The organism is Flagellimonas eckloniae (genome assembly GCF_001413955.1).
Lineage (GTDB): Bacteria > Bacteroidota > Bacteroidia > Flavobacteriales > Flavobacteriaceae > Flagellimonas > Flagellimonas eckloniae.
In genome coordinates, this window is sequence record NZ_LCTZ01000002.1 from 3,181,294 (window position 1) to 3,202,330 (window position 21,037).

The 21,037-nt window shown below is 36.9% G+C and carries 16 protein-coding genes; 14 read left to right on the top strand and 2 right to left on the bottom strand.

Annotated features, from left to right (window positions below; translation table 11 throughout):
* Positions 1–10: 10 nt before the first annotated feature.
* From gdhA to AAY42_RS13650, 4 genes are all read left to right on the top strand, one after another.
* Entirely contained in the window at positions 11–1,354 is a 1,344-nt protein-coding gene (gdhA, locus tag AAY42_RS13635) for an NADP-specific glutamate dehydrogenase (protein ID WP_055396155.1), read from the top strand.
* A gap of 95 nt (positions 1,355–1,449) precedes the next feature.
* Positions 1,450–1,764, top strand: a complete 315-nt coding sequence (locus AAY42_RS13640) for a hypothetical protein (protein ID WP_055396157.1) — start codon at positions 1,450–1,452, stop codon at positions 1,762–1,764.
* Positions 1,765–1,792: 28 nt separating this feature from the next.
* The gene (gene recO / locus AAY42_RS13645; protein ID WP_055396159.1) at positions 1,793–2,512 is read left to right on the top strand and encodes a DNA repair protein RecO; all 720 of its coding nucleotides are present in this window, start codon (positions 1,793–1,795) and stop codon (positions 2,510–2,512) included.
* Positions 2,496–4,928, top strand: coding sequence for a TonB-dependent receptor (locus AAY42_RS13650; RefSeq protein ID WP_055396162.1), 2,433 nt, complete (start codon positions 2,496–2,498; stop codon positions 4,926–4,928). The genes recO and AAY42_RS13650 overlap by 17 nt, the downstream gene beginning before the upstream one ends.
* Before the next feature lie 52 nt (positions 4,929–4,980).
* On the opposite strand, the gene AAY42_RS13655 is transcribed toward AAY42_RS13650, so the two are convergent.
* Positions 4,981–5,334, bottom strand: coding sequence for a hypothetical protein (locus AAY42_RS13655; protein ID WP_139063737.1), 354 nt, complete (start codon positions 5,332–5,334; stop codon positions 4,981–4,983).
* Positions 5,335–5,514: 180 nt separating this feature from the next.
* Here AAY42_RS13655 and ileS point away from each other — a divergent pair, with 180 nt between their 5' ends.
* Genes ileS through AAY42_RS13675 form a run of 4 tightly spaced genes read left to right on the top strand, consistent with a single transcriptional unit; the run spans position 5,515 to position 10,616 of the window.
* Positions 5,515–8,913: an isoleucine--tRNA ligase gene (gene ileS, locus AAY42_RS13660; RefSeq protein WP_055396166.1), complete on the top strand. Its 3,399-nt coding sequence runs from the start codon at positions 5,515–5,517 to the stop codon at positions 8,911–8,913.
* A gap of 3 nt (positions 8,914–8,916) precedes the next feature.
* Positions 8,917–9,300 carry a TraR/DksA family transcriptional regulator gene (locus tag AAY42_RS13665; RefSeq protein ID WP_055396168.1) on the top strand — a complete coding sequence of 128 codons (384 nt, stop codon included), beginning with the start codon at positions 8,917–8,919 and terminating at the stop codon, positions 9,298–9,300.
* A gap of 29 nt (positions 9,301–9,329) precedes the next feature.
* Positions 9,330–9,950, top strand: a complete 621-nt coding sequence (locus AAY42_RS13670) for a DUF4097 family beta strand repeat-containing protein (protein WP_055396170.1) — start codon at positions 9,330–9,332, stop codon at positions 9,948–9,950.
* Between the two features lie 33 nt (positions 9,951–9,983).
* Complete coding sequence (locus AAY42_RS13675; protein WP_055396172.1) at positions 9,984–10,616, top strand: lipoprotein signal peptidase; 633 nt, start codon at positions 9,984–9,986, stop codon at positions 10,614–10,616.
* Here the strand turns inward: AAY42_RS13675 and AAY42_RS13680 are convergent.
* Entirely contained in the window at positions 10,613–11,173 is a 561-nt protein-coding gene (locus AAY42_RS13680) for a 5-formyltetrahydrofolate cyclo-ligase (RefSeq protein WP_055396174.1), read from the bottom strand. The genes AAY42_RS13675 and AAY42_RS13680 overlap by 4 nt on opposite strands.
* Before the next feature lie 606 nt (positions 11,174–11,779).
* Here AAY42_RS13680 and uvrC point away from each other — a divergent pair.
* The 6 genes from uvrC to pgi all read left to right on the top strand — a co-directional run bounded on the left by uvrC (position 11,780) and on the right by pgi (position 20,943).
* Entirely contained in the window at positions 11,780–13,570 is a 1,791-nt protein-coding gene (gene uvrC, locus AAY42_RS13685; RefSeq protein ID WP_055396177.1) for an excinuclease ABC subunit UvrC, read from the top strand.
* 9 nt (positions 13,571–13,579) lie between these two features.
* Positions 13,580–15,844 carry a patatin-like phospholipase family protein gene (locus AAY42_RS13690; RefSeq protein WP_055396179.1) on the top strand — a complete coding sequence of 755 codons (2,265 nt, stop codon included), beginning with the start codon at positions 13,580–13,582 and terminating at the stop codon, positions 15,842–15,844.
* Positions 15,845–16,263: 419 nt separating this feature from the next.
* A complete protein-coding gene (locus AAY42_RS13695; protein WP_055397937.1) occupies positions 16,264–17,043 on the top strand; it encodes a DUF3108 domain-containing protein in 780 nt (259 codons plus the stop codon).
* A gap of 5 nt (positions 17,044–17,048) precedes the next feature.
* Positions 17,049–18,011, top strand: coding sequence for a tryptophan 2,3-dioxygenase family protein (locus AAY42_RS13700; protein ID WP_055396181.1), 963 nt, complete (start codon positions 17,049–17,051; stop codon positions 18,009–18,011).
* 9 nt (positions 18,012–18,020) lie between these two features.
* Positions 18,021–19,304 carry a peptidoglycan DD-metalloendopeptidase family protein gene (locus tag AAY42_RS13705; protein WP_055396182.1) on the top strand — a complete coding sequence of 428 codons (1,284 nt, stop codon included), beginning with the start codon at positions 18,021–18,023 and terminating at the stop codon, positions 19,302–19,304.
* Position 19,305: 1 nt separating this feature from the next.
* Positions 19,306–20,943: a glucose-6-phosphate isomerase gene (pgi, locus tag AAY42_RS13710; protein ID WP_055396184.1), complete on the top strand. Its 1,638-nt coding sequence runs from the start codon at positions 19,306–19,308 to the stop codon at positions 20,941–20,943.
* The last annotated feature ends 94 nt before the right edge of the window (positions 20,944–21,037 follow it).

The window sequence follows — 21,037 nt, forward strand, 5'->3', positions numbered from 1 at the left end:
AATCCGTTCTATGGAAGCAAAAATTAAAGCATTTATGGATGAGGTAGTAGCCAGAAATGGTCACGAACCAGAATTCATCCAAGCGGTACAAGAGGTAGCAGAAACCGTAATACCTTACATTGTAAAAAACGACATCTATCATGGGAAAAACATCCTTTTAAGGATGGTAGAGCCAGAACGGTTGATTTCGTTCCGAGTGGCTTGGGTTGATGATGATGGGGAAATACATGTAAACCGGGGATACCGAATTCAAATGAATTCTGCTATTGGACCTTATAAAGGGGGCCTTCGGTTTCATCCAACGGTAAATGCCAGTGTGCTAAAGTTCTTAGCTTTTGAGCAGGTTTTCAAGAATAGCTTGACAACCTTGCCCATGGGCGGAGGTAAAGGAGGTTCGGATTTTGATCCCAAGGGGAAATCCGATGATGAGGTAATGCGTTTTTGCCATGCCTTTATGTTGGAATTAAATAGACATATTGGTCCAAACACTGACGTTCCGGCCGGCGATATTGGAGTAGGCGCACGCGAAATAGGCTTCCTTTTCGGAATGTACAAAAAAATCAGAAATGAGTTCACAGGCGTATTGACCGGTAAAGGCCGTTCTTGGGGAGGTTCTTTGATTCGCCCTGAAGCTACCGGCTATGGGACGGTTTATTTTGCGGATAGCATGCTGAGGATGAAAGGGGAATCCTTTAAAGGAAAAAAAGTTGTGATTTCGGGTTCAGGGAATGTGGCCCAATATGCTGCTGAAAAAGTAATGCACCTTGGTGGTAAAGTATTTACACTTTCAGATTCTGGTGGATACGTGTTTGATAAAGATGGAATTGACGAGGAAAAATTAGCCTTTGTGATGGATTTGAAAAATAACCGAAGAGGAAGGATTTCAGAATATGCTGATAAATACTCTTCCGCGGAATATCATAAAGGAAAAACACCTTGGGAAGTCCCGTGCGATGTGGCTTTACCCTGCGCTACCCAAAATGAGTTAAATGGTGATGATGCGGCCACGCTGATAAAGAATGGTTGTGTTGCGGTTGCAGAAGGCGCAAATATGCCTTCTACCCCTGAAGCCATTCATGCTTTTCATGAAGCTCAAATTTTGTTTGCCCCCGGAAAAGCATCTAACGCAGGAGGAGTTGCCACCTCTGGATTGGAGATGTCGCAAAACTCGTTGCGTATTAGCTGGACTCGTGAAGAAGTGGACGAGAGATTGAAAGGAATTATGGAAGATATTCATGACTCCTGTATTGAATATGGGAAAGAAGCGAATGGATATTGCAACTATGTAAAAGGTGCAAATATTGCCGGTTTTGTAAAAGTAGCTGATGCCATGCTTGCGCAAGGGGTGATATAAATTTTATTTGAATCAATCAATTACAATGAGGTGGAAGTTATTTTCACCTCATTTTTGTTTTAAAAATTAATATCTTTAATCCATATGTTGTTGCAATGAGATATGTTTTTATAGTATTGACCTTTTGTTTTGCCCTTCCATTGATGGGGCAAAAGAGCTCTCAACTTCCATTCAACCAAAAATCATATCCACAATTTTATTCGGGTGACGCCTTGGTTACGGAATCAAAAAACCAAGGTCATATAAAACCTATCTTGGAAGGAAATAATAATCAAGGCAAATCTACTACGAAAACGAAGATGTGGAATATGCCTATTCTAAAACCAGAATCAAACAGCTCCACTCCAGTTTTTCCAGTTGATTCTTCCCAAACCTACTTTTTGCAGGTTTATCCTTATGCAAAAGGGTAGAGAACCTTTGCTGTAGAACGCCGTACCTATGCAAGTTACCACAAAAGCTATTGTGCTCTCTTCTTTAAAATATGGCGATACAAGTCTCATTGTTAAGGCATATACAGCTTCTGATGGATTAAAATCATACTTGTTGAAAGGAGTGTTGACATCGAAAAGAGGTAAGGTTAAAGCAGCCTATTTTCTTCCATTGATGCAGTTGGAAATTGTTGCCAACCATAGAAACAAGGGAACATTGGAAAGTATAAAAGAGGTTAAGGTTGCAAGTCCATATAAATCCCTTCACACAGACATTATAAAAAATAGTATGGTACTTTTTTTGGCCGAAATGTTGTCAAACAGTATTCAAGAACAAGAACAGGATATGAGCTTGTTCAACTATTTGGAATATGCGTTGTTTTGGTTGGACGAGGACAGTTCAATTTCAAATTTTCATCTACTTTTTTTAATTAACCTTACCAAATATTTGGGATTTTATCCTGACACATCGTTTCAAAATGCGCCGTATTTTGATTTATTGGAAGGTAGTTTTAGTATGACGCCCACGTTGAACCTACAAATAGAAGGGGAGCATTTAAAAAATTTCAAACACTTTTTGGGCATAAATTTTGATGCACTTAAAACAATACAAATCAACAAGCCTCACCGACAAGAACTTTTAAAAATGGTCATTCTTTATTTTGAATTACATTTGCACGGATTTAGAAAGCCCAAGTCCTTAGCGGTCTTAAATGCAGTATTTGAGTAGTATGCGCAACACAGGTCTCATCCTCTTTTTCTTACTGTTCTCCTTAACTGTTTTTGCTCAAGAAATTACGGTTCTGGATGCTGATACAGGCAACCCTGTGGCCAACGTAGCCCTATACAATAAAGATAAATCCAAAACGGCGGTATCCGACTTTAACGGTAAAAGTGATCTAGCTGTTTTTTCGAGGAACGAGAAGATTATTTTTAAACACATTAGCTACGAAGTCTTCACTACAACAAAGGCAAGATTAACCAAAAAGGGTAACCGAGTTTACCTAACTTTAAAACCAGAAGAACTAATGGAGGTGGTGATGTCGGTTTCCAAGTGGGAACAGCAAAAGAAGGACATTCCCCAAAAAATAGAGTCAATTAATGCCCGTTCCATATCATTTACAGCTCCACAAACTGCTGCAGATTTGTTGCAGACCAGTGGGAAAGTGTTTGTGCAAAAAAGCCAGTTGGGAGGTGGTAGCCCCATGATTAGGGGTTTTGCCACGAACAGATTGTTACTTTCCGTTGATGGGGTCCGCATGAACAATGCCATTTTTAGGGGAGGAAATATTCAAAACGTGATTTCCATTGATCCTTTCACTATCAAAAACACTGAGGTTATTTTTGGTCCCGGATCCGTAATTTATGGAAGTGATGCCATTGGTGGGGTAATGAACTTTTTTACCCACAAACCTCGTTTCTCTTTTACCGATAGTCTTACATTTTCTGGAAATGTGAACTATAGATTTTCCTCTGCAAACAATGAAAGCACCTCCCATGTAGATTTTAATTTCGGACAGCAGAAATGGGCTTCACATACCAGTTTCACATACAATAACTTCAATGATTTGGCCATGGGTAAAAATGGAAGAGACTCGTATTTGAGGAATAACTATGTTATTAGGGAAGATAATAGGGATGTGCTAGTAACCAATTCCGATCCAAGAAAGCAGGTAACAACAGGTTATGACCAAATCAACTTTTTACAAAAATTCACGTATAAACCAAATAACACTTGGAACTATGATTTAGGCCTTTATTACTCAGAAACGTCGGATTATTCACGATATGACAGATTGATTAGGCCCAATGACGAAGGAGATGGGTTACGTTCGGCAGAGTGGTTCTATGGACCACAAAAATGGTTCATGGGAAATTTTCAAATCACCAAAAAAGGAAAGAGCAAGTTTTATGACGGGGTAAAATTAACTACCGCATATCAACATTTTCAAGAAAGTAGGAACAATAGGGATTTTCAAGAACCAGAACGATACACAACCCAAGAAAAAGTGGATGCCCTATCCATTAATCTTGATTTTGAAAACAAAAAAATAGGAGATTTACGCTTATATTATGGGGCTGAGTATATTTTCAACAAAGTAAATTCAGAAGGAAGTCTAGAAAATATTGAAACCAATGTGATTTCAGGAGCTGCATCGCGTTACCCAGATGGATCCACTTGGCAAACAATGGCGGCGTATATTAATGGGGAGTATAAATTAAAACCAAATTTTACATTGTTATCTGGGGTTCGTTATAGTCAAGTTTGGGTTGATGCCCAATTTGACACCACCTATTACCCATTTCCTTTTGATGAAGCCGATATTATAACCGGAGCGTTTACTGGAAGTGTTGGTTTTAGTTGGTTTCCAAAAGCAGATTTTCAAATTACATTGAATGGTTCCACAGGTTTTAGGGCGCCTAATATAGATGATATAGGAAAAATATTTGATTCAGAACCCGGGTCCGTTGTAGTTCCAAACCCCAATTTGGAACCTGAATATGCATACAACGGAGAATTGGGTTTTAGAAAGAATATTAAAAACAAGCTGGTTTTAAAAGGAGCAACTTTTTATAGCTATTTGGTAGATGCATTGGTGAGACGGGATTTTGAGTTTAATGGAGAAACTGAAATTTTATACAAAGGCGAATTAAGTAATGTTCAAGCAATTCAAAATGCTGCAAAAGCATATGTATATGGTTTTGAGTTTGGTTTGGAAGCCTTTTTTAATGAGAATTGGTCCCTTTCTTCAAATTTAACCCTTACCGAAGGAATAGAAGAAGATGATAGTGGTGTTGATTCTGCTGCAAGGCATGTTGCACCCACCTTTGGTGATGTTCATTTGGTTTGGCAAGATCAGAAACTAAAGGCAGATTTGTTTTTGAACTATAATGGGGAAATCAGTAATGATGATTTGGCATTGTCAGAACAGAGCAAAGATTATATTTATGCCACAGATACCAATGGCAATCCATTTTCCCCTTCCTGGCACACCCTTAACTTTAGGTCTCAATATCAAATATCCAACGCTTTAAAAACAACATTAAGTTTAGAAAATTTTACTGATCAAAGGTACAGGACCTATTCCTCTGGAATTATTGCTCCTGGAATCAATCTCATATTGGGCTTGGGATATAGTTTTTAAAAACAAAAGGGCTTGGAAATTTCCAAGCCCTTTTGTTTTAAGGTAAAAGAAATTAATGATCTAATTTATCCTTGGCATCCTCTGCAACCTTTTTAAGGTCGTCAGCGGTTTCATTAGCAGCATCTTTTGCATTTTCACCCATTTCTTTGGCTTTGTCCATGGTCTCTTCACCAGCCTTTTTAATACTGTCCAATGCCTGGCTTCCGGCCTCTTTCATTTCCTCACCGGCTTCTTCCATAGCCTCTTTGGCATCCTCTGCTGCCTCTTTTAGGTCATCACCAGCTTCTTCAAGGGAATCTGCCGCTTCTTCGGTTGCTGCTTTGGCCTTGTCAGCGGCTTCTTTGCATGACATCATTGTAGATATCGACAAAGACAATGCAATTACTGTAATTACTACTTTTTTCATATAATATGGTTTAGTGTTAATTCCGTTAAGATATGGATTTTGGAGGAAATGGGGATTCATGGGGTATCATATTTAGGTTAAGCAGGTTAAGGAAATTCAAATACATGATTTGTAAGGCAATAATTCCATCTAAATTTTTAATTTTGCAAACTTGGAATTCTAGAAGAAGTAGGAGAAAATATGAAGTTTGCGGAATATAAAGGATTGAATTTACCCAAAGTATCGGAAGAAGTTTTGAACTTTTGGAAGGACAATCAAATTTTTGAAAAAAGTATTTCCACCAGAGCGGGGAAAGAAAGCTACGTGTTTTACGAAGGGCCACCTTCTGCAAACGGAATGCCTGGAATTCACCATGTAATGGCGCGTACCATCAAGGATATCTTTCCGAGGTATAAAACCATGAAGGGATATCAGGTAAAACGAAAAGCTGGATGGGACACCCATGGATTACCTATTGAAATTGGTGTAGAGAAAGAGCTTGGTATTACCAAGGAAGATATTGGCAAAAAGATTTCAGTAGAAGAATATAACGCAGCCTGTAAAAAAGCGGTCATGCGCTATACAGATGTCTGGAATGAAATGACCGAGAAAATAGGCTATTGGGTAGATATGGATGACCCATACATTACCTATAAACCTAAATATATGGAATCTGTTTGGTGGTTGCTAAAACAGATTTATGATAAAGGCCTTATCTATAAAGGATATACCATTCAACCGTATTCGCCAAAGGCGGGTACGGGATTAAGTTCCCACGAGTTGAATCAACCTGGAACGTATCAGGATGTTACGGACACAACTGTTACAGCTCAATTTAAGGCTGTTGAAAGCACATTGCCTGAGTTCTTAAAAAAGTTTGACCATTTGCACTTTTTGGCTTGGACAACTACTCCTTGGACACTCCCCAGTAATACAGCGTTAACCGTTGGATCAAAAATTGATTATGTAGTAGTAGCTACTTATAATCAATACACGTTTCAACCGACACATGTAATTCTTGCCAAAAATTTAGTAGGGAAACAATTTGGAGGAAAGTTTGAAGAAACTGATGATGTTTCGGTGCTTTCCAGTTTTTCTAAAGAAAATAAGAAAATACCATTCTTGATTGCTGCGGAATGCAAAGGCGAAGATTTGCTGGGAATTCAATATGAACAATTGCTTCCATATACCCAACCGTATCAAAATCCAGAAAATGCTTACAGGGTTATAGCAGGAGATTTTGTTACCACAGAAGATGGAACTGGAATAGTACATACCGCGCCCACTTTTGGTGCTGATGATGCCTTGGTGGCAAAACAAGCAAAACCTGCAGTTCCACCAATGTTGGTGTTGGATGAAAACAACAATCCAGTTCCGTTAGTCGATTTACAGGGAAGGTTTAGACCAGAACTTGGAGAATTTGCGGGCAAGTACGTGAAGAACGAATACTATGCAGATGATGCGATTCCAGAGAAGTCTGTTGACGTTGAAATTGCCATCAAACTAAAAGAAGAGAACAAGGCATTTAAGGTAGAGAAGTATGTGCACAGTTACCCAAACTGCTGGCGTACGGACAAGCCGATTTTATACTATCCATTGGATTCTTGGTTTATCAAGGTTACGGATGTTAAAGACCGTATGTTCGAGTTGAACCAAAGCATCAACTGGAAGCCAAAAGCCACTGGTGAGGGTCGATTTGGAAACTGGTTGGCCAATGCCAACGATTGGAACCTTTCCCGTTCCCGTTATTGGGGAATTCCACTCCCTATTTGGCGCACTGAGGATGGGAAGGAAGAAATGATGATTGGATCTGTAGCGGAATTGAAGTCCGAAATGGAAAAAGCTGTTGAAGCAGGAGTCCTTGAAAAAGACCTTTTCGAAGATTTTATTGTAGGAGACAATAGTGAATCCAACTATGATAAAATCGATTTACATAAAAATATTGTAGATCAGATTACTTTGGTATCCCCATCGAGAAAACCCATGAAAAGGGAATCTGATTTAATTGATGTTTGGTTTGATAGTGGCTCCATGCCTTATGCACAATGGCATTACCCGTTTGAAAATAAAGAGCTAATTGATGGTGGTGTTGCATTCCCAGCAAACTTTATTGCAGAAGGAGTAGACCAGACAAGAGGGTGGTTCTATACCTTGCATGCCATTGCCACTATGGTTTTCGATACCGTTTCCTATAAGAATGTAGTATCGAACGGATTGGTGTTGGACAAGGAAGGAAAGAAGATGTCCAAGCGTTTGGGGAATGCCGTTGATCCGTTTAAAGTGCTTCCGGAACACGGAGCGGATGCCACGCGTTGGTATATGATTTCCAATGCAAATCCATGGGACAATTTGAAATTTGATATGGATGGAATTGTTGAAGTGAAACGGAAATTTTTCGGCACACTTTATAATACCTATTCCTTCATGGCATTATATGCCAACATTGATGAGTTTGATTATTCAGAGGCAGACATTGCATTAAAAGATAGGCCAGAAATAGATCAATGGATTTTATCGGAACTGCATTCACTGATTCAAAAAGTAGATGAAACCTACGATGATTATGAGGCGACAAAAGCGGCTCGAATGATTTCTGACTTTGTGCAAGAAAACTTGAGCAACTGGTATGTGAGACTATGTAGAAGACGTTTCTGGAAGGGAGATTACCAACAGGATAAAATCTCCGCATATCAAACATTATACACTTGCTTGTCCACCGTAGCAAAATTATCGGCTCCTATTGCCCCCTTTTTTATGGATCGGTTGTACAAGGATTTAGATGCTACAACAAAAAAAGAGGGTTTTGAAAGTGTTCATTTAGCAGATTTTCCAGTTTCTAATCAAGGAATAATCAACAAGAAATTGGAACGCAAAATGCAGTTGGCGCAAAAAATTTCCTCTTTGGTCTTGTCCATTCGCCAAAAAGAAAAGATCAAGGTGCGTCAGCCATTGCAAAAAATAATGATTCCTATTTTGGATGATGAACAGAAAGCAGATATTGGAGCGGTTTCAGATTTAATAAAATCAGAAGTAAACGTAAAAGAAATAGAGTTGCTTGACGATGCTTCAGGAATTTTGGTGAAACAAATCAAACCTAATTTTAAGGTTTTGGGGCCAAGATTTGGGAAGGACATGAAGGCTATTGCTGCTGCTGTAAATCAGTTGGGTCAAGAGGATATCCAAAAAATTGAGCGAGAAGGCGAATTAATGCTTGCTTTGGAAAATAAAAGTATTATTTTACAGTTAACTGATGTGGACATCAGCTCACAAGATATTGAAGGTTGGTTGGTAGCAAGTTCTGGCGCGTTAACAGTAGCTTTGGATGTAACCATAGACGAAAACCTAAGAAAAGAGGGCATTGCAAGAGAACTTGTAAATAGAATTCAAAACCTTAGAAAGGAATCTGGGTTTGAAGTTACTGATAGAATAGATATAAAAATATTGAAAGACGGTTTTGTGGAAAGTGCGGTTTCCAGTAATGAAGATTATATTAAAACAGAAACCTTGACCGCTGAACTGAATTTTGAGGAAAAATTAGATAAAGGTATAGCTATTGCCTTTGATGAAGTAAATACAAAATTGTTTATCCAAAAACATTAGAACATGGCACAAGATTTAAAAGTAAGATACTCGGATAAAGATCTAGGAGAGTTTAGAAAGTTAATTGAAGAAAAAATAGATAAGGCCAACCAACATTTAGAGCTACTTAAAAGTGCATACATGAATGATGGCAATAATGGTACAGATGATACCTCACCAACATTTAAAGCTTTTGAGGAGGGTTCCGCTACCATGAGTAAGGAGGCCAATACACAGTTGGCAATTCGCCAAGAAAAATTCATAAGGGATTTAAAGAATGCATTGCTTAGAATAGAGAACAAAACCTATGGTATTTGCCGCGTAACAGGAAAGTTAATCAATAAGGAACGATTAAAATTAGTTCCGCATGCTACCTTAAGCATAGAGGCAAAAAACATGCAGAAATAATAAGAACGCCGCAAGGCGTTTTTTTGTTTATGAAAGGGACACTTTTTGTTTTAAGCTTTTTCTGCTTGCTGAATCTTCAAGGCCAAAAATTGGTGAAGAAGGCTTTTGTAAACAATAGTATATCGTCTATTCAAATAAATTCCCAATACTGTTACCAAGTTAATCTTAATACAGTCAATACGAATGAAATACATATTGAGGCTGAGATTGAAGGCGAATATTCCAAGGATTTGGTAATTACAATAGAAGAAAATAAAACTACGGTTTTGATAAGTGCAGGATTTCAGCCAAACTTTAACAACCCAAATGATAAGTTGAGCGCCCATAAGATAATTTCCATTAAACTGAATGTAACAGTTCCAAATGACAAGCGCGTTTTTGTTTATGGCACAAATAGCAATATAATAATGAAGGGGAACTATGAAAATTTAAAGGTGAAACTATTGGATGGAAATTGCTCCATTGATAATGTAGGCGATAGGGTTGAGGTAACCACTCAAAAAGGTAATATTTTGCTTGTAACTGATAATGGGAATATAATGGCAGAAAGCACTTATGGTAAAGTTGTAAAAGAGTATATCCCACAAGGACAAAACCAATATAGTTTGAAGACGATTGAAGGAAATATCAATCTAAGGAAAACGAAATAATATCCATACTTTTGCGCAATCTGTTTTAAAGACATGAATTTAAAGAAGTCCCTCATAATCATTGTATTGGTCTTGCTTATAGATCAAATAAGTAAAGTTTACGTAAAAACCCATTTTTTCCTTGGGGAACCTTTTGAAGTTTTTAGTTGGTTTAAGATATTGTTTATAGAAAATGAAGGAGCAGCATGGGGTACCAAACTTAGTGATTTGCTTCCCATATCGGAATCTGTTGGAAAGTTGGTTCTAACTATTTTTAGACTTTTCGCCATTTTTGGAATCGGGTATTGGTTATGGGATATCATAAAGAAACAATCCCCCAAAACTTTGATTTTGGCAGTTTCCCTCATATTTGCAGGAGCAATGGGAAACATCATCGATTCTGTTTTTTACGGGATGATTTTTGATCACAGCAATAGCCAAGTTGCAACACTGTTTTCTGACGAACCTTACGGAAAACTGTTTTATGGAAAAGTAGTTGATATGCTTTACTTTCCATTGATAGATGCCACATGGCCAGAATGGGTGCCTTCTGTTGGTGGGAGTCGTTTTCGTTTTTTTGAACCGGTTTTTAATATTGCGGATACGGCAATCAGCACTGGTGTGGGAATATTGATTGTATTCAACAAAAAAGCCTTTCCAAAACAGGACAAGCCAACAGAAGATTAAAATTTATAAACCCTTTTTGGGGTAATACAGTAATCCAATTTTACATCGTTTTTGTGAATGTCACTGATGCTTTCCTCAGCTTCGAAGAGGGAAAGTCCAATTTTAATGGTTTCGGGTCTACATTTCAGCAAGAACGTATCGTAATAGCCTTTTCCATAGCCAACACGATTCCCTTTTCCATCAAAAGCTAGCAATGGAACAAAAACAACATCTACTTGGTTCTCTGGAATCTTAATGCCATCCACGGGTTCTGGAATTTGCCACTTATTTTTCTTGAAAGTTGTGTTATCGGTCAATAGATAGTTTTTCATTGAATTTTCACCAGTAATCTTAGGGATAACAACATTTTTATCTTTCCCTTGAAGAAGCGTCATAATTGGAAGGGTATCAACTTCTTTGTTTTCTTCAATACTTAGAAAAAGGTGGAAATAAAAAAAATCCCATATAGGGATTTGGAGGACATGATTTGATAAAAGTATACTGTAATTTGAGATTTCCGAAGAGTTAAACTCGTCTCTCAAATTTTTATATTTTTTTCTTAGTTCATGCTTCAACATCTAGTGTTGAAAGTTTTTGAGGTGGTTGTCTTGGGGAAACTTATTTTTTTATTCTCTGGTTGAAACAGAAAAAAAGATTTTGAAGAAAAGCATCAAAATCAAGTACATTCCCAAAACGATAACATAATTTTCCATCGATTTGTTTTTGATATGGTTAAATGTAGGTAAAAGAATTGAAAAATTCACCATGAAATGCACCTTTTATCGATGAAACGCATCATTTTTAGCAACAGTTTAACAAATTTGCTAATAACTTATGATGAAAATAACAATTCATTTTTCATAAATATCTGAAAATGAACAATATAGTGTTTTTGAGTAAAAAAGTGGATTTGTAAGAAAAAGTTTAATAGAGTAGGTTAAGTATCTTTCTTTTTGTCAAAATCCACATATGGAACTTTCATTTTCTCAAATTTAAACTTCCCTTTTTTGGAAAAAATCAAAAAAAAGAGTCAAAATTAATAATTTGAAAACTGCAAAAAGAAGTGATTCCACTGTGCTGAACCCTTCTTTTAAATTAGCTAAGGTGCTTTGTTGGTCAATTTTAATTAAAAACACAGGTATTAAAACTTATTTTTGTTCTAGCGTCAATTTTTCGGAAGTAATATGTCCACTACATCATCCATCAATGTTCAGATAAGCGTTTTACCCAACGACCCGGGTGTATATCAGTTCTTTGATGCGGAGGATAAAATTCTATACGTTGGGAAGGCAAAAAATCTTAGAAAAAGGGTGGCTTCATATTTCAACAAAAAGCAGGAGTATGGCAAAACCAGGGTATTGGTTAAAAAAATACATTCCGTTAAACATATTGTGGTAGCCACAGAGTCGGATGCGCTGCTTTTGGAAAATAATCTCATAAAAAAACTTCTGCCCAGATATAATGTTCTTTTAAAAGATGATAAATCCTATCCTTGGATTTGCATTAAAAAAGAACGTTTTCCAAGAATTTTTCCTACACGCAAATTAATCAAGGATGGTTCTGAATATTATGGCCCATATACCAGTATGAAGACTGTGAGAACTTTGCTAGATCTGGTTAAAAGTCTATACCCCTTACGAACATGTAATTATGACCTTTCGGAAGAAAAGATTTCATCTGGAAAGTACAAAGTGTGTTTGGAGTATCATTTGGGGAATTGTTTGGGACCATGCGAAGGATTACAAAAAGAAGAGGAATATCATAAACAAATAGAAGATATTAGAGAGATTATAAAGGGAAACTTTAAAAGTTCATTACAATTCTTCAAATCGCAGATGAAAGAGTTGGCGAGTAACATGGAGTTTGAAAAAGCACAAAGGATAAAAGACAAGATAGAAATATTGGAAAACTATCAGGTTAAATCCACAGTGGTCAATCCAAAAATCAACAATGTAGATGTGTTTACCATTATTTCTGATGAATCCCATGGATATGTAAATTTTTTACAGCTTTCACACGGTTCAATTACCAGATCACATACCTTGGAAATTAAAAAGAAACTTGAAGAAACGGATGAAGAATTGTTGCAGTTGGCCATTACCGAGATTAGACAGCGATTTAAGTCAGAGTCCAAAGAAATTTATTTACCATTTCCAGTATCCGTTGAAGAAAACCTTAAAGTCACTTTGCCAAAATTGGGAGACAAAAGAAGAATTTTGGAACTTTCAGAACGCAATGCCCGTTTTTTTAGACAAGATAGGTTCAAACAAATAAAGATTACCGATCCTGATAGACACACCAAACGAATTATGGCTCAAATGAAGGCGGATTTGCGACTTTCGGAAGAACCAACTCATATTGAATGTTTTGATAATTCCAACATACAGGGCAGTAATCCAGTAGCTGCTTGTGTAGTATTTAGAAATGGAAAGCCCTATAAAAAGGATTATCGGCATTTCAATATAAAGACCGTAGAAGGCCCTGATGATTTTGCAAGTATGGAGGAAGTGGTTTTTAGAAGGTACAAACGACTACTCAATGAAGATGAGCCATTGCCACAGCTAATTGTTATTGATGGTGGCAAGGGTCAATTGTCGGCCTCTCTAAAAAGTTTGGATATTTTAGGGTTGCGCGGAAAGATTGCCATAATTGGAATTGCCAAAAGATTAGAAGAGATTTATTTTCCCGAAGATCCAATTCCATTGTATCTGGATAAAAAATCGGAAACTTTAAAAATAATTCAGCAGCTTAGAAATGAAGCCCATAGATTTGGCATCACCCATCATAGAAACAAAAGAAGTAAGGGAGCTATAAATTCTGAATTGGAAAGCATCGAGGGAATTGGTGAAAAGACAGCAGAACAGTTGTTGAAAAACTATAAGTCGGTTAAACGTATTAAAGAAGCAACCATTGAGAGTTTAGCTAAATCTATAGGTATGGCAAAGGCAAAAAAAGTCTATAAATCCTTTCATTAACAAAAACAAATGAAGAACATTTTAGCCTTACTGATTTTCGTTTTTTTTGGTGTTTTGGGCATATCCCAAACTACAGATCAAAAAGAATCACGAAAAATAGGCCTCGTTTTAAGTGGAGGTGGAGCTAAGGGCTTGGCCCATATTGGTGCGCTTAAGGTTATTGAAGAAGCTGGGGTGAAAATAGACTATATTGGGGGGACTAGCATGGGAGCAATAGTTGGTGCGCTTTATGCCTCGGGATATTCTGCTCAAGAATTGGATTCCATTTTTAGGGTAACCGATTTTTCAAGTTTAATTCAAGATAATGTACCCCGGGGAGCCAAAACCTTTTATGAGAAAGAAGATTCAGAGCGTTATGCCCTAGGTCTTCCCTTTACAAATTTTAATGTCACATTTCCACAGGCAATTTCAGGAGGACAGAATATCTACAATGAACTGGTGAGACTTCTTTTTCATGTAAAGGACATTCAAGATTTTAAAAGACTGCCCATTCCCTTTTTATGCATTGCCACAAATGTAGAAACAGGAGAACAAGTGCTTTTGGATAACGGATACCTTCCGGAAGCAATAATGGCAAGTGGCACATTTCCTTCATTATTTGAACCTACAGAAATTGAGGGTGAAATCTTAATAGATGGAGGTGTGGTCAACAACTACCCAATTGACGAACTAAAAAAAATTGGTGCAAATCTAATTATTGGTGTAGATGTACAACATGGGTTGGCAACTCGTGAATCCTTATCATCCGCTACGGAGATTCTTCTTCAAATCAACAATTATAGAACGGTAAGCGATATGAAGGAGAAAGTAGAAAAAACCGAAATCTATATAAGGCCTGATATTGATGATTTTTCTGTAATTGATTTTGATAAAGGAAGTGAGATTGTTGAAAGCGGTGAGAAAGCAGCATACAAAAAAATAATAGAACTACAGGAAATTGCCAAAAACCAAAATGCTTCGCCAATAGGTAAAGATGCGGTTTCAATAGCAGATAGTTTAACCATAAATAGATTAATCATTAAGGGTAATGACAGGTATACCAGAGGCTATATAAAGGGAAAGTTGAGGTTTAACCTGGCTGAAAAAATTTCATTTAATAAATTAAAACAGGGCATCAACAACTTGTCAGCAACTGGAAACTTTAAAACGATTAGGTATGAACTTACCTCAAATGGATTGGGTACGGATCTAATATTGAAATTGAAAGAGGACCCCACAAAAATGTTTTTAAAGATGTCTGCCCATTATGATGATTTATATAAAAGTGCTGCCTTGATCAATTTTACCAAAAAGAATTTTTTGCTAAAAGATGATGTGGCATCCTTTGATTTTATTCTTGGAGACCATATTCGATATAATATGCAATATTATTTGGACAAAGGATTATATTGGAGTTTTGGCATTAATTCCAAGTTTACAGATTTTGATGAGGAAATAGACTTTGAATTGATTCGCACAAACTTCAACGCGCCCAATGACCCAAATATACGAGAGATAAACTTAGATGTTACGGACCTTACCAACCAGGTATATTTGCAAACTGTATGGCGAGAAGAATTTGCCATAACTCTTGGAGCCGAGCACAAACTTTTACGATATAGCACAAGAACCCTTAATGAATTGATTGAGGAAAGTGAAACCGCTTTTGTGCCAACAGCTTCCGAACGTACTTTCTTTGAGAATTCCAGTTACTTCAGTACGTATGGAAAAATTACATTGGACACCTATGATGACAAATATTTTCCTACAAAAGGGATATTTTTTGATAGTGATTTTCACCTTTATTTATTCTCATCGGATTTTAACGAAAACTTCAAGGAATTTTCAATAGGAAAAGCTAGGTTGGGGACCGTACTTCCATTATTTCACAACCTAAGCCTTCAGTTGGAAGGTGAGGGAGGTTTTAAATTGGGAACCTCTGGTATAACTTCATTCGATTTTGTGCTTGGAGGGTTTGGGAATGACTTTGTAAATAATTTTATCCCATTTTTTGGATACGATTTTTTAAGTCTTCCAGGGAACAGTTTTGTAAAAGCATATGGTAAACTGGACTATGAGTTTGCACCAAAAAACCACTTTTTATTTTCTGCAAATTTTGCCAATGTAGCTGATGACTTGTTCCGTACGGGCGAATGGTTTGCTGAACCAAGCTTTTCCGGTTATGGTTTAGGCTATGGTTTTGAGTCTTTTTTAGGCCCAATTCAAATCTATTATTCCTGGACACCTGAAATTGACAATAGCAATTTTTTCTTCAGCATAGGGTATTGGTTTTAAGGAAGAACAGAATGGTTGTTGGTTGCAATAGCATACAAGAATTTAGTGCTGCTTAAAAAACCCAATTAAAAAACGGGCTTTGTTCACTTTCAATTAGACAAAAACCCTCATTTTTTTACGGGTTTTCTTAACTATTTCCCAAATTAGTGTAAATAGTAGAAAAGGATAGTTAAAGTCCGTTAAAAACTTATTTTCCTACAAAACCTTGATGTATCTTTACAAAACATAAGGGGTGGTTCCCTTATAACTTTAAGTATTGGTTTTTCATAATTTAAAGTTTGGTTGGTTATTTAGGAAAAGCCCAGTTACAAGACTGGGCTTTTTTTTATATAATATTTTGGAATAACTTTTGTTTATGTAATTGTTAACTAATAGACACATAAAGTGATTTTAGTACTTTTATGTCAATACAAGAAGCCATGAAAAAGTTTTGTATCATTGTTTTTTTCTTCATTGCATTGCCGGGCATTGCACAAAAAACCCATCCAGCTTTTAAAGCAGGCGAATGGCTAAAATTTAGGATACATTACGGATTTCTCAATGCTAGCTATGCGACTTTAAATCTTAGCAAAGATTCTATTGATAGTATCCCTGTGTACCATGTGGTTGGTAGAGGAAAAACAACGGGTTTTGCCAGTATCTTTTTCAAGGTAGACGATACCTATGAGAGTTATTTTGGCAGAAACGATGGGAAACCATACCGGTTTATTCGAAAAATAAACGAGGGAGGGTATACCAAGGACATTGAAATAGATTTTTACCATAATGAGGACAAGGCAATTTTAACGGATAACAAGAATGGCAAGGAATTTAATATTCCCGTACATGACGATATCCAAGATTTATTGTCGGCCTCATATCATTTAAGAAATAGTTACTCACTTGATGAGTTTGAAGTGGGGAAGTCGATTGATATGGATATGCTGTTTGATGATGATGGAATTTACAAATTCAAACTTAAATTTTTGGGAAAAGAAGTTATACGAACCAAGTTTGGAAAGGTAGAATGTCTTAAATTTAGGCCTTTGGTTCAATCTGGCCGTGTTTTTAAAGAAAATGAAAGCCTTACCCTTTGGGTATCCAATGATTTAAATAAAATTCCTGTACGCATTAAAGCGGATTTGGCCGTTGGATCATTAAAAGCAGATTTGGAAGCCTATAACGGACTCAGAAACCAGTTTAAAATAATAATGAGATAGTTTGAATGAAGAATGATGAGCGAATTGAGTCCCAAATCAATAAGCTTGAAGAAAAGTTTAAAAATTCAGGGCAGGACTTAAGTTCATACCTTGATGGGCTTCTATACCAAAAGTACCTTACCTATTGGGATTATATCCATTTAGATACATTGCTGAGCATACAAGTGCCTCGCACACATTTTCCAGATGAGGAAATCTTCATCATGTACCATCAGATTACGGAACTTTACTTTAAACTGATTTTACACGAACAAAAGCAAATAGTTGAAGATAAATCCCAAGACCTTCAATTTTTTATAGAAAAAGTCAGAAGGATAAACAGCTATTTCAAAGCACTTATATCATCCTTTAGTATTATGATAAAAGGTATGGAGCGAGAGCAATTTTTACGATATCGTATGGCTTTGCTCCCATCCAGCGGATTTCAATCAGCTCAATATAGAATGATTGAGGTTTACGCAACACCTTTAGAAAACTTGGTTCATCAAACAGGGAGGGAATCTTTTTCATCAGAAAACAGCATCGAGGAACTGTTTGAAAATATCTATTGGAAAAAAGGAGCAACAGATTTATCTACAGGAGAAAAAACCTTAACGCTAAAACAGTTTGAGTTTAGGTATACCCCAAGATTACTTAGAATAGCAAACCAAGTAAAACAAAGTACCATTTACCACAAATACCTACAACTTCCCAAAAAATTAAAGGAGGACAAAGAATTAATAAAGTCATTAAAGGACTTGGATATAAACGCAAATGTAAATTGGCCATTGATGCACATGGGTTCGGCATACAGGTATTTGGCTAAGGATAATAAGGAAGTTGATGCCACTGGAGGCACCAATTGGAAAGACTATTTACCTCCTAGTTTTCAAAAAATAATATTTTTCCCAACTTTGTATTCAGAAAAAGAGTTGGATGATTGGGGAAAACAGTGGGTGGACCATATTTTTAATCCGGCTAAAAAGTAAATTATAGAAATGCAAAGATTTTTTGGGGCAATCTTGGCACTGGTAGTTTTGGTGTCTTGCAAAGATGAAAAAGTAGAACCGCCAAAGGAAATGGCGCAAGAGACTGTTGAAGTGCCAGTTGTAAAGCATTTTGGCTTTAATCTTGATGAGTTTAAAGTAGTACAGGATACTGTAAAATGGGGAGACAGTTTTGGGGAATTAATGCTAAAAAATAAAGTAGACTATCCCAAAATAGCAACAATTTCAGAAAACTATAAAGACACTTTCGATGTAAGGAAGATTATGGTTGGGAAGCCCTATTTAATTCTAAAATCCAAAGATACATCAGAGATTGCAGAGATTTTTATTTACGAAAATGACCGCATTAATTATACTGTTGTGGATTTAAGGGACAGTGTAAAGGCCTATAAGAGCAAAAAGGATGTAAAATATGTTGAGCGAGAAGTGGGAGGTATAATAAACAGCAGTCTTTCCCAAACACTTGATAGTTTGGGGGTAGATTATAATGTGACCATCGATCTTTCGGAAATCTATGCCTGGACCATTGACTTTTTCAGACTTGAAAAAGGAGACAAGTTCAAGGTTATCTATGATGAACGGTTTATCAATGACACTCTATATGCAGGTCGTGGTCCTATAAAAGCGGCTTTTTTCGAACATAAGGGAAAACCAATATATGCATTCCCCTATGTAACGGATTCACTTAAGAACATTTTAGACTATTACGATCAGGATGCCAATAATTTAAGAAGCACCTTTTTAAGGGCTCCAATTAAATTTGGATATCGTTTATCATCTAGATATAACCTGAAACGCAGGATAGCCTATTACGGATATAAAGTAAGGCCGCATAAAGGAACTGATTATGCTGCGCCAGTAGGAACTCCCATAATAGCCACGGCTGATGGAACGGTTTCTGAGTCAACCCGAAGAGGAGGAAATGGCCGTTATGTAAAGATAAGGCACAATGGAACGTATAGCACGCAGTATTTGCATATGAAAAAACAGAAAGTGAAAAGAGGTGAATTCGTGAGGCAGGGCGATGTTATTGGCTGGGTTGGAATGACCGGAAATACAGGCGGCCCACACGTATGCTATCGCTTTTGGAAGAATGGAAGACAAGTAGACCCTTTGCGTGAAAAATTACCATCAGCAGAACCCATTGTGGACTCTTTAAGAACAGATTATGTTCAATATGTGGAACCGCTTAAGGCACAATTGGATTGTATAGAATATGCCAAACCATTTGCAGAACCAGAACCAGAGGAAAATCTCATAACGCTCAACCAATAAAATGACCTTACCCAAAATCAATCCTACCACAACTAAAGCTTGGGAAAAACTTACAACACATTTTAAAGAAACCAAAGACCTTCATTTAAGGGACTTATTTTCTTCCGATGCTGAACGGGGGAAAAAATTCTCATTGCTTTGGAACGATTTTTTGGTTGATTATTCAAAGAACAGGATAACCGAAGAAACAAAATCGCTGTTATTGGAATTGGCGGATGAGGTGAGATTAAAAGAAGCTATCTCAAGTTACTTTGGAGGGGAATTGATCAATCAAACTGAAGGAAGGGCGGTTTTACATACAGCCTTAAGAGCCAAAGAGGGAGATGAGGTCAATTTGGAAGGCATAAACATTGTAGATGAGGTTTATGAAGTCAAGGGAAAAATAAAAACTTTTTCAGAATCTGTAATTTCAGGAGATAGAAAAGGATATACTAATAAAACCTTTACGGATGTTGTAAATATTGGAATAGGGGGCTCTGATTTAGGCCCTGCAATGGTCACTGAAGGATTAAAATTCTACAAGAATCATTTAAGAATGCACTTTGTGAGCAATGTAGATGGCGACCATGTTCATGAAATACTTAAGAATCTGGATCCAGAGACTACGCTATTCGTTGTGGTATCCAAAACCTTTACTACGCAGGAGACGTTGAGTAATGCACTTACCATTAAAAAATGGTTTTTAAGCCATGCCTCACAAACGGATATCGCGAAGCATTTCGTGGCAGTTTCTACAAATACCCAAAAAATCAAAGAATTTGGAATAGCAGAGGACAATGTCTTTCCAATGTGGGACTGGGTAGGAGGTCGTTTTTCGCTTTGGAGTGCAGTTGGACTTTCAATTGCATTATCAGTGGGATACGAAAATTTTGACGAGCTGCTATCGGGAGCGAATGAGATGGACGTACATTTTAAGGAGACTCCGTTTTCGGAAAATATCCCCGTTATTTTAGCACTTCTAAGTGTTTGGTACAATAACTTTTTTGGCGCGGAAACTGAGGCTATAATTCCATACACCCAATATTTAAGTAGATTTTCAGCCTACTTGCAGCAGGGCATCATGGAAAGTAATGGTAAAAGCCGGGATAGGTCGGGAAATCCAACAAATTATGAAACAGGCACCATTATTTGGGGAGAACCTGGAACAAATTCTCAGCACGCATTTTTTCAGTTGATTCATCAGGGAACCAAACTAATTCCAACGGATTTTATTGGTTTCAAAGAATCCTTACATGGAGAAGGAGATCACCATAACAAGCTTATGGCCAATTTTTTTGCACAAACGGAGGCCTTGATGAATGGAAAGAAAAAGGAGGAAGTAGAGGAAGAATTGAAAGCACAGGGATTAACAGCCGAGCAAATAAAGTCATTAGTGCCTTTTAAGATTTTTGAAGGAAATAATCCTACCAATACATTTTTGATAGAAAAACTTACACCAAAGACCCTTGGTTCACTGATTGCCCTATATGAACATAAGATTTTTGTTCAGGGAATGGTTTGGAACATCTTCAGTTATGATCAATGGGGCGTGGAACTTGGAAAACAGTTGGCCAAGAATATTCTTACAGACATTGAAAATTCCGAAATAAGCAAACACGACAGTTCTACACACAATCTTTTGCAATTTTTTAAGAGGTAAATTAACAGGTCAATATTCTTCGGGAGATATATTAAGTAGTTGTTTGTCAGTTCATTTTATTTGTTAAATTCGCGTTAACAAAACTAATCTCATT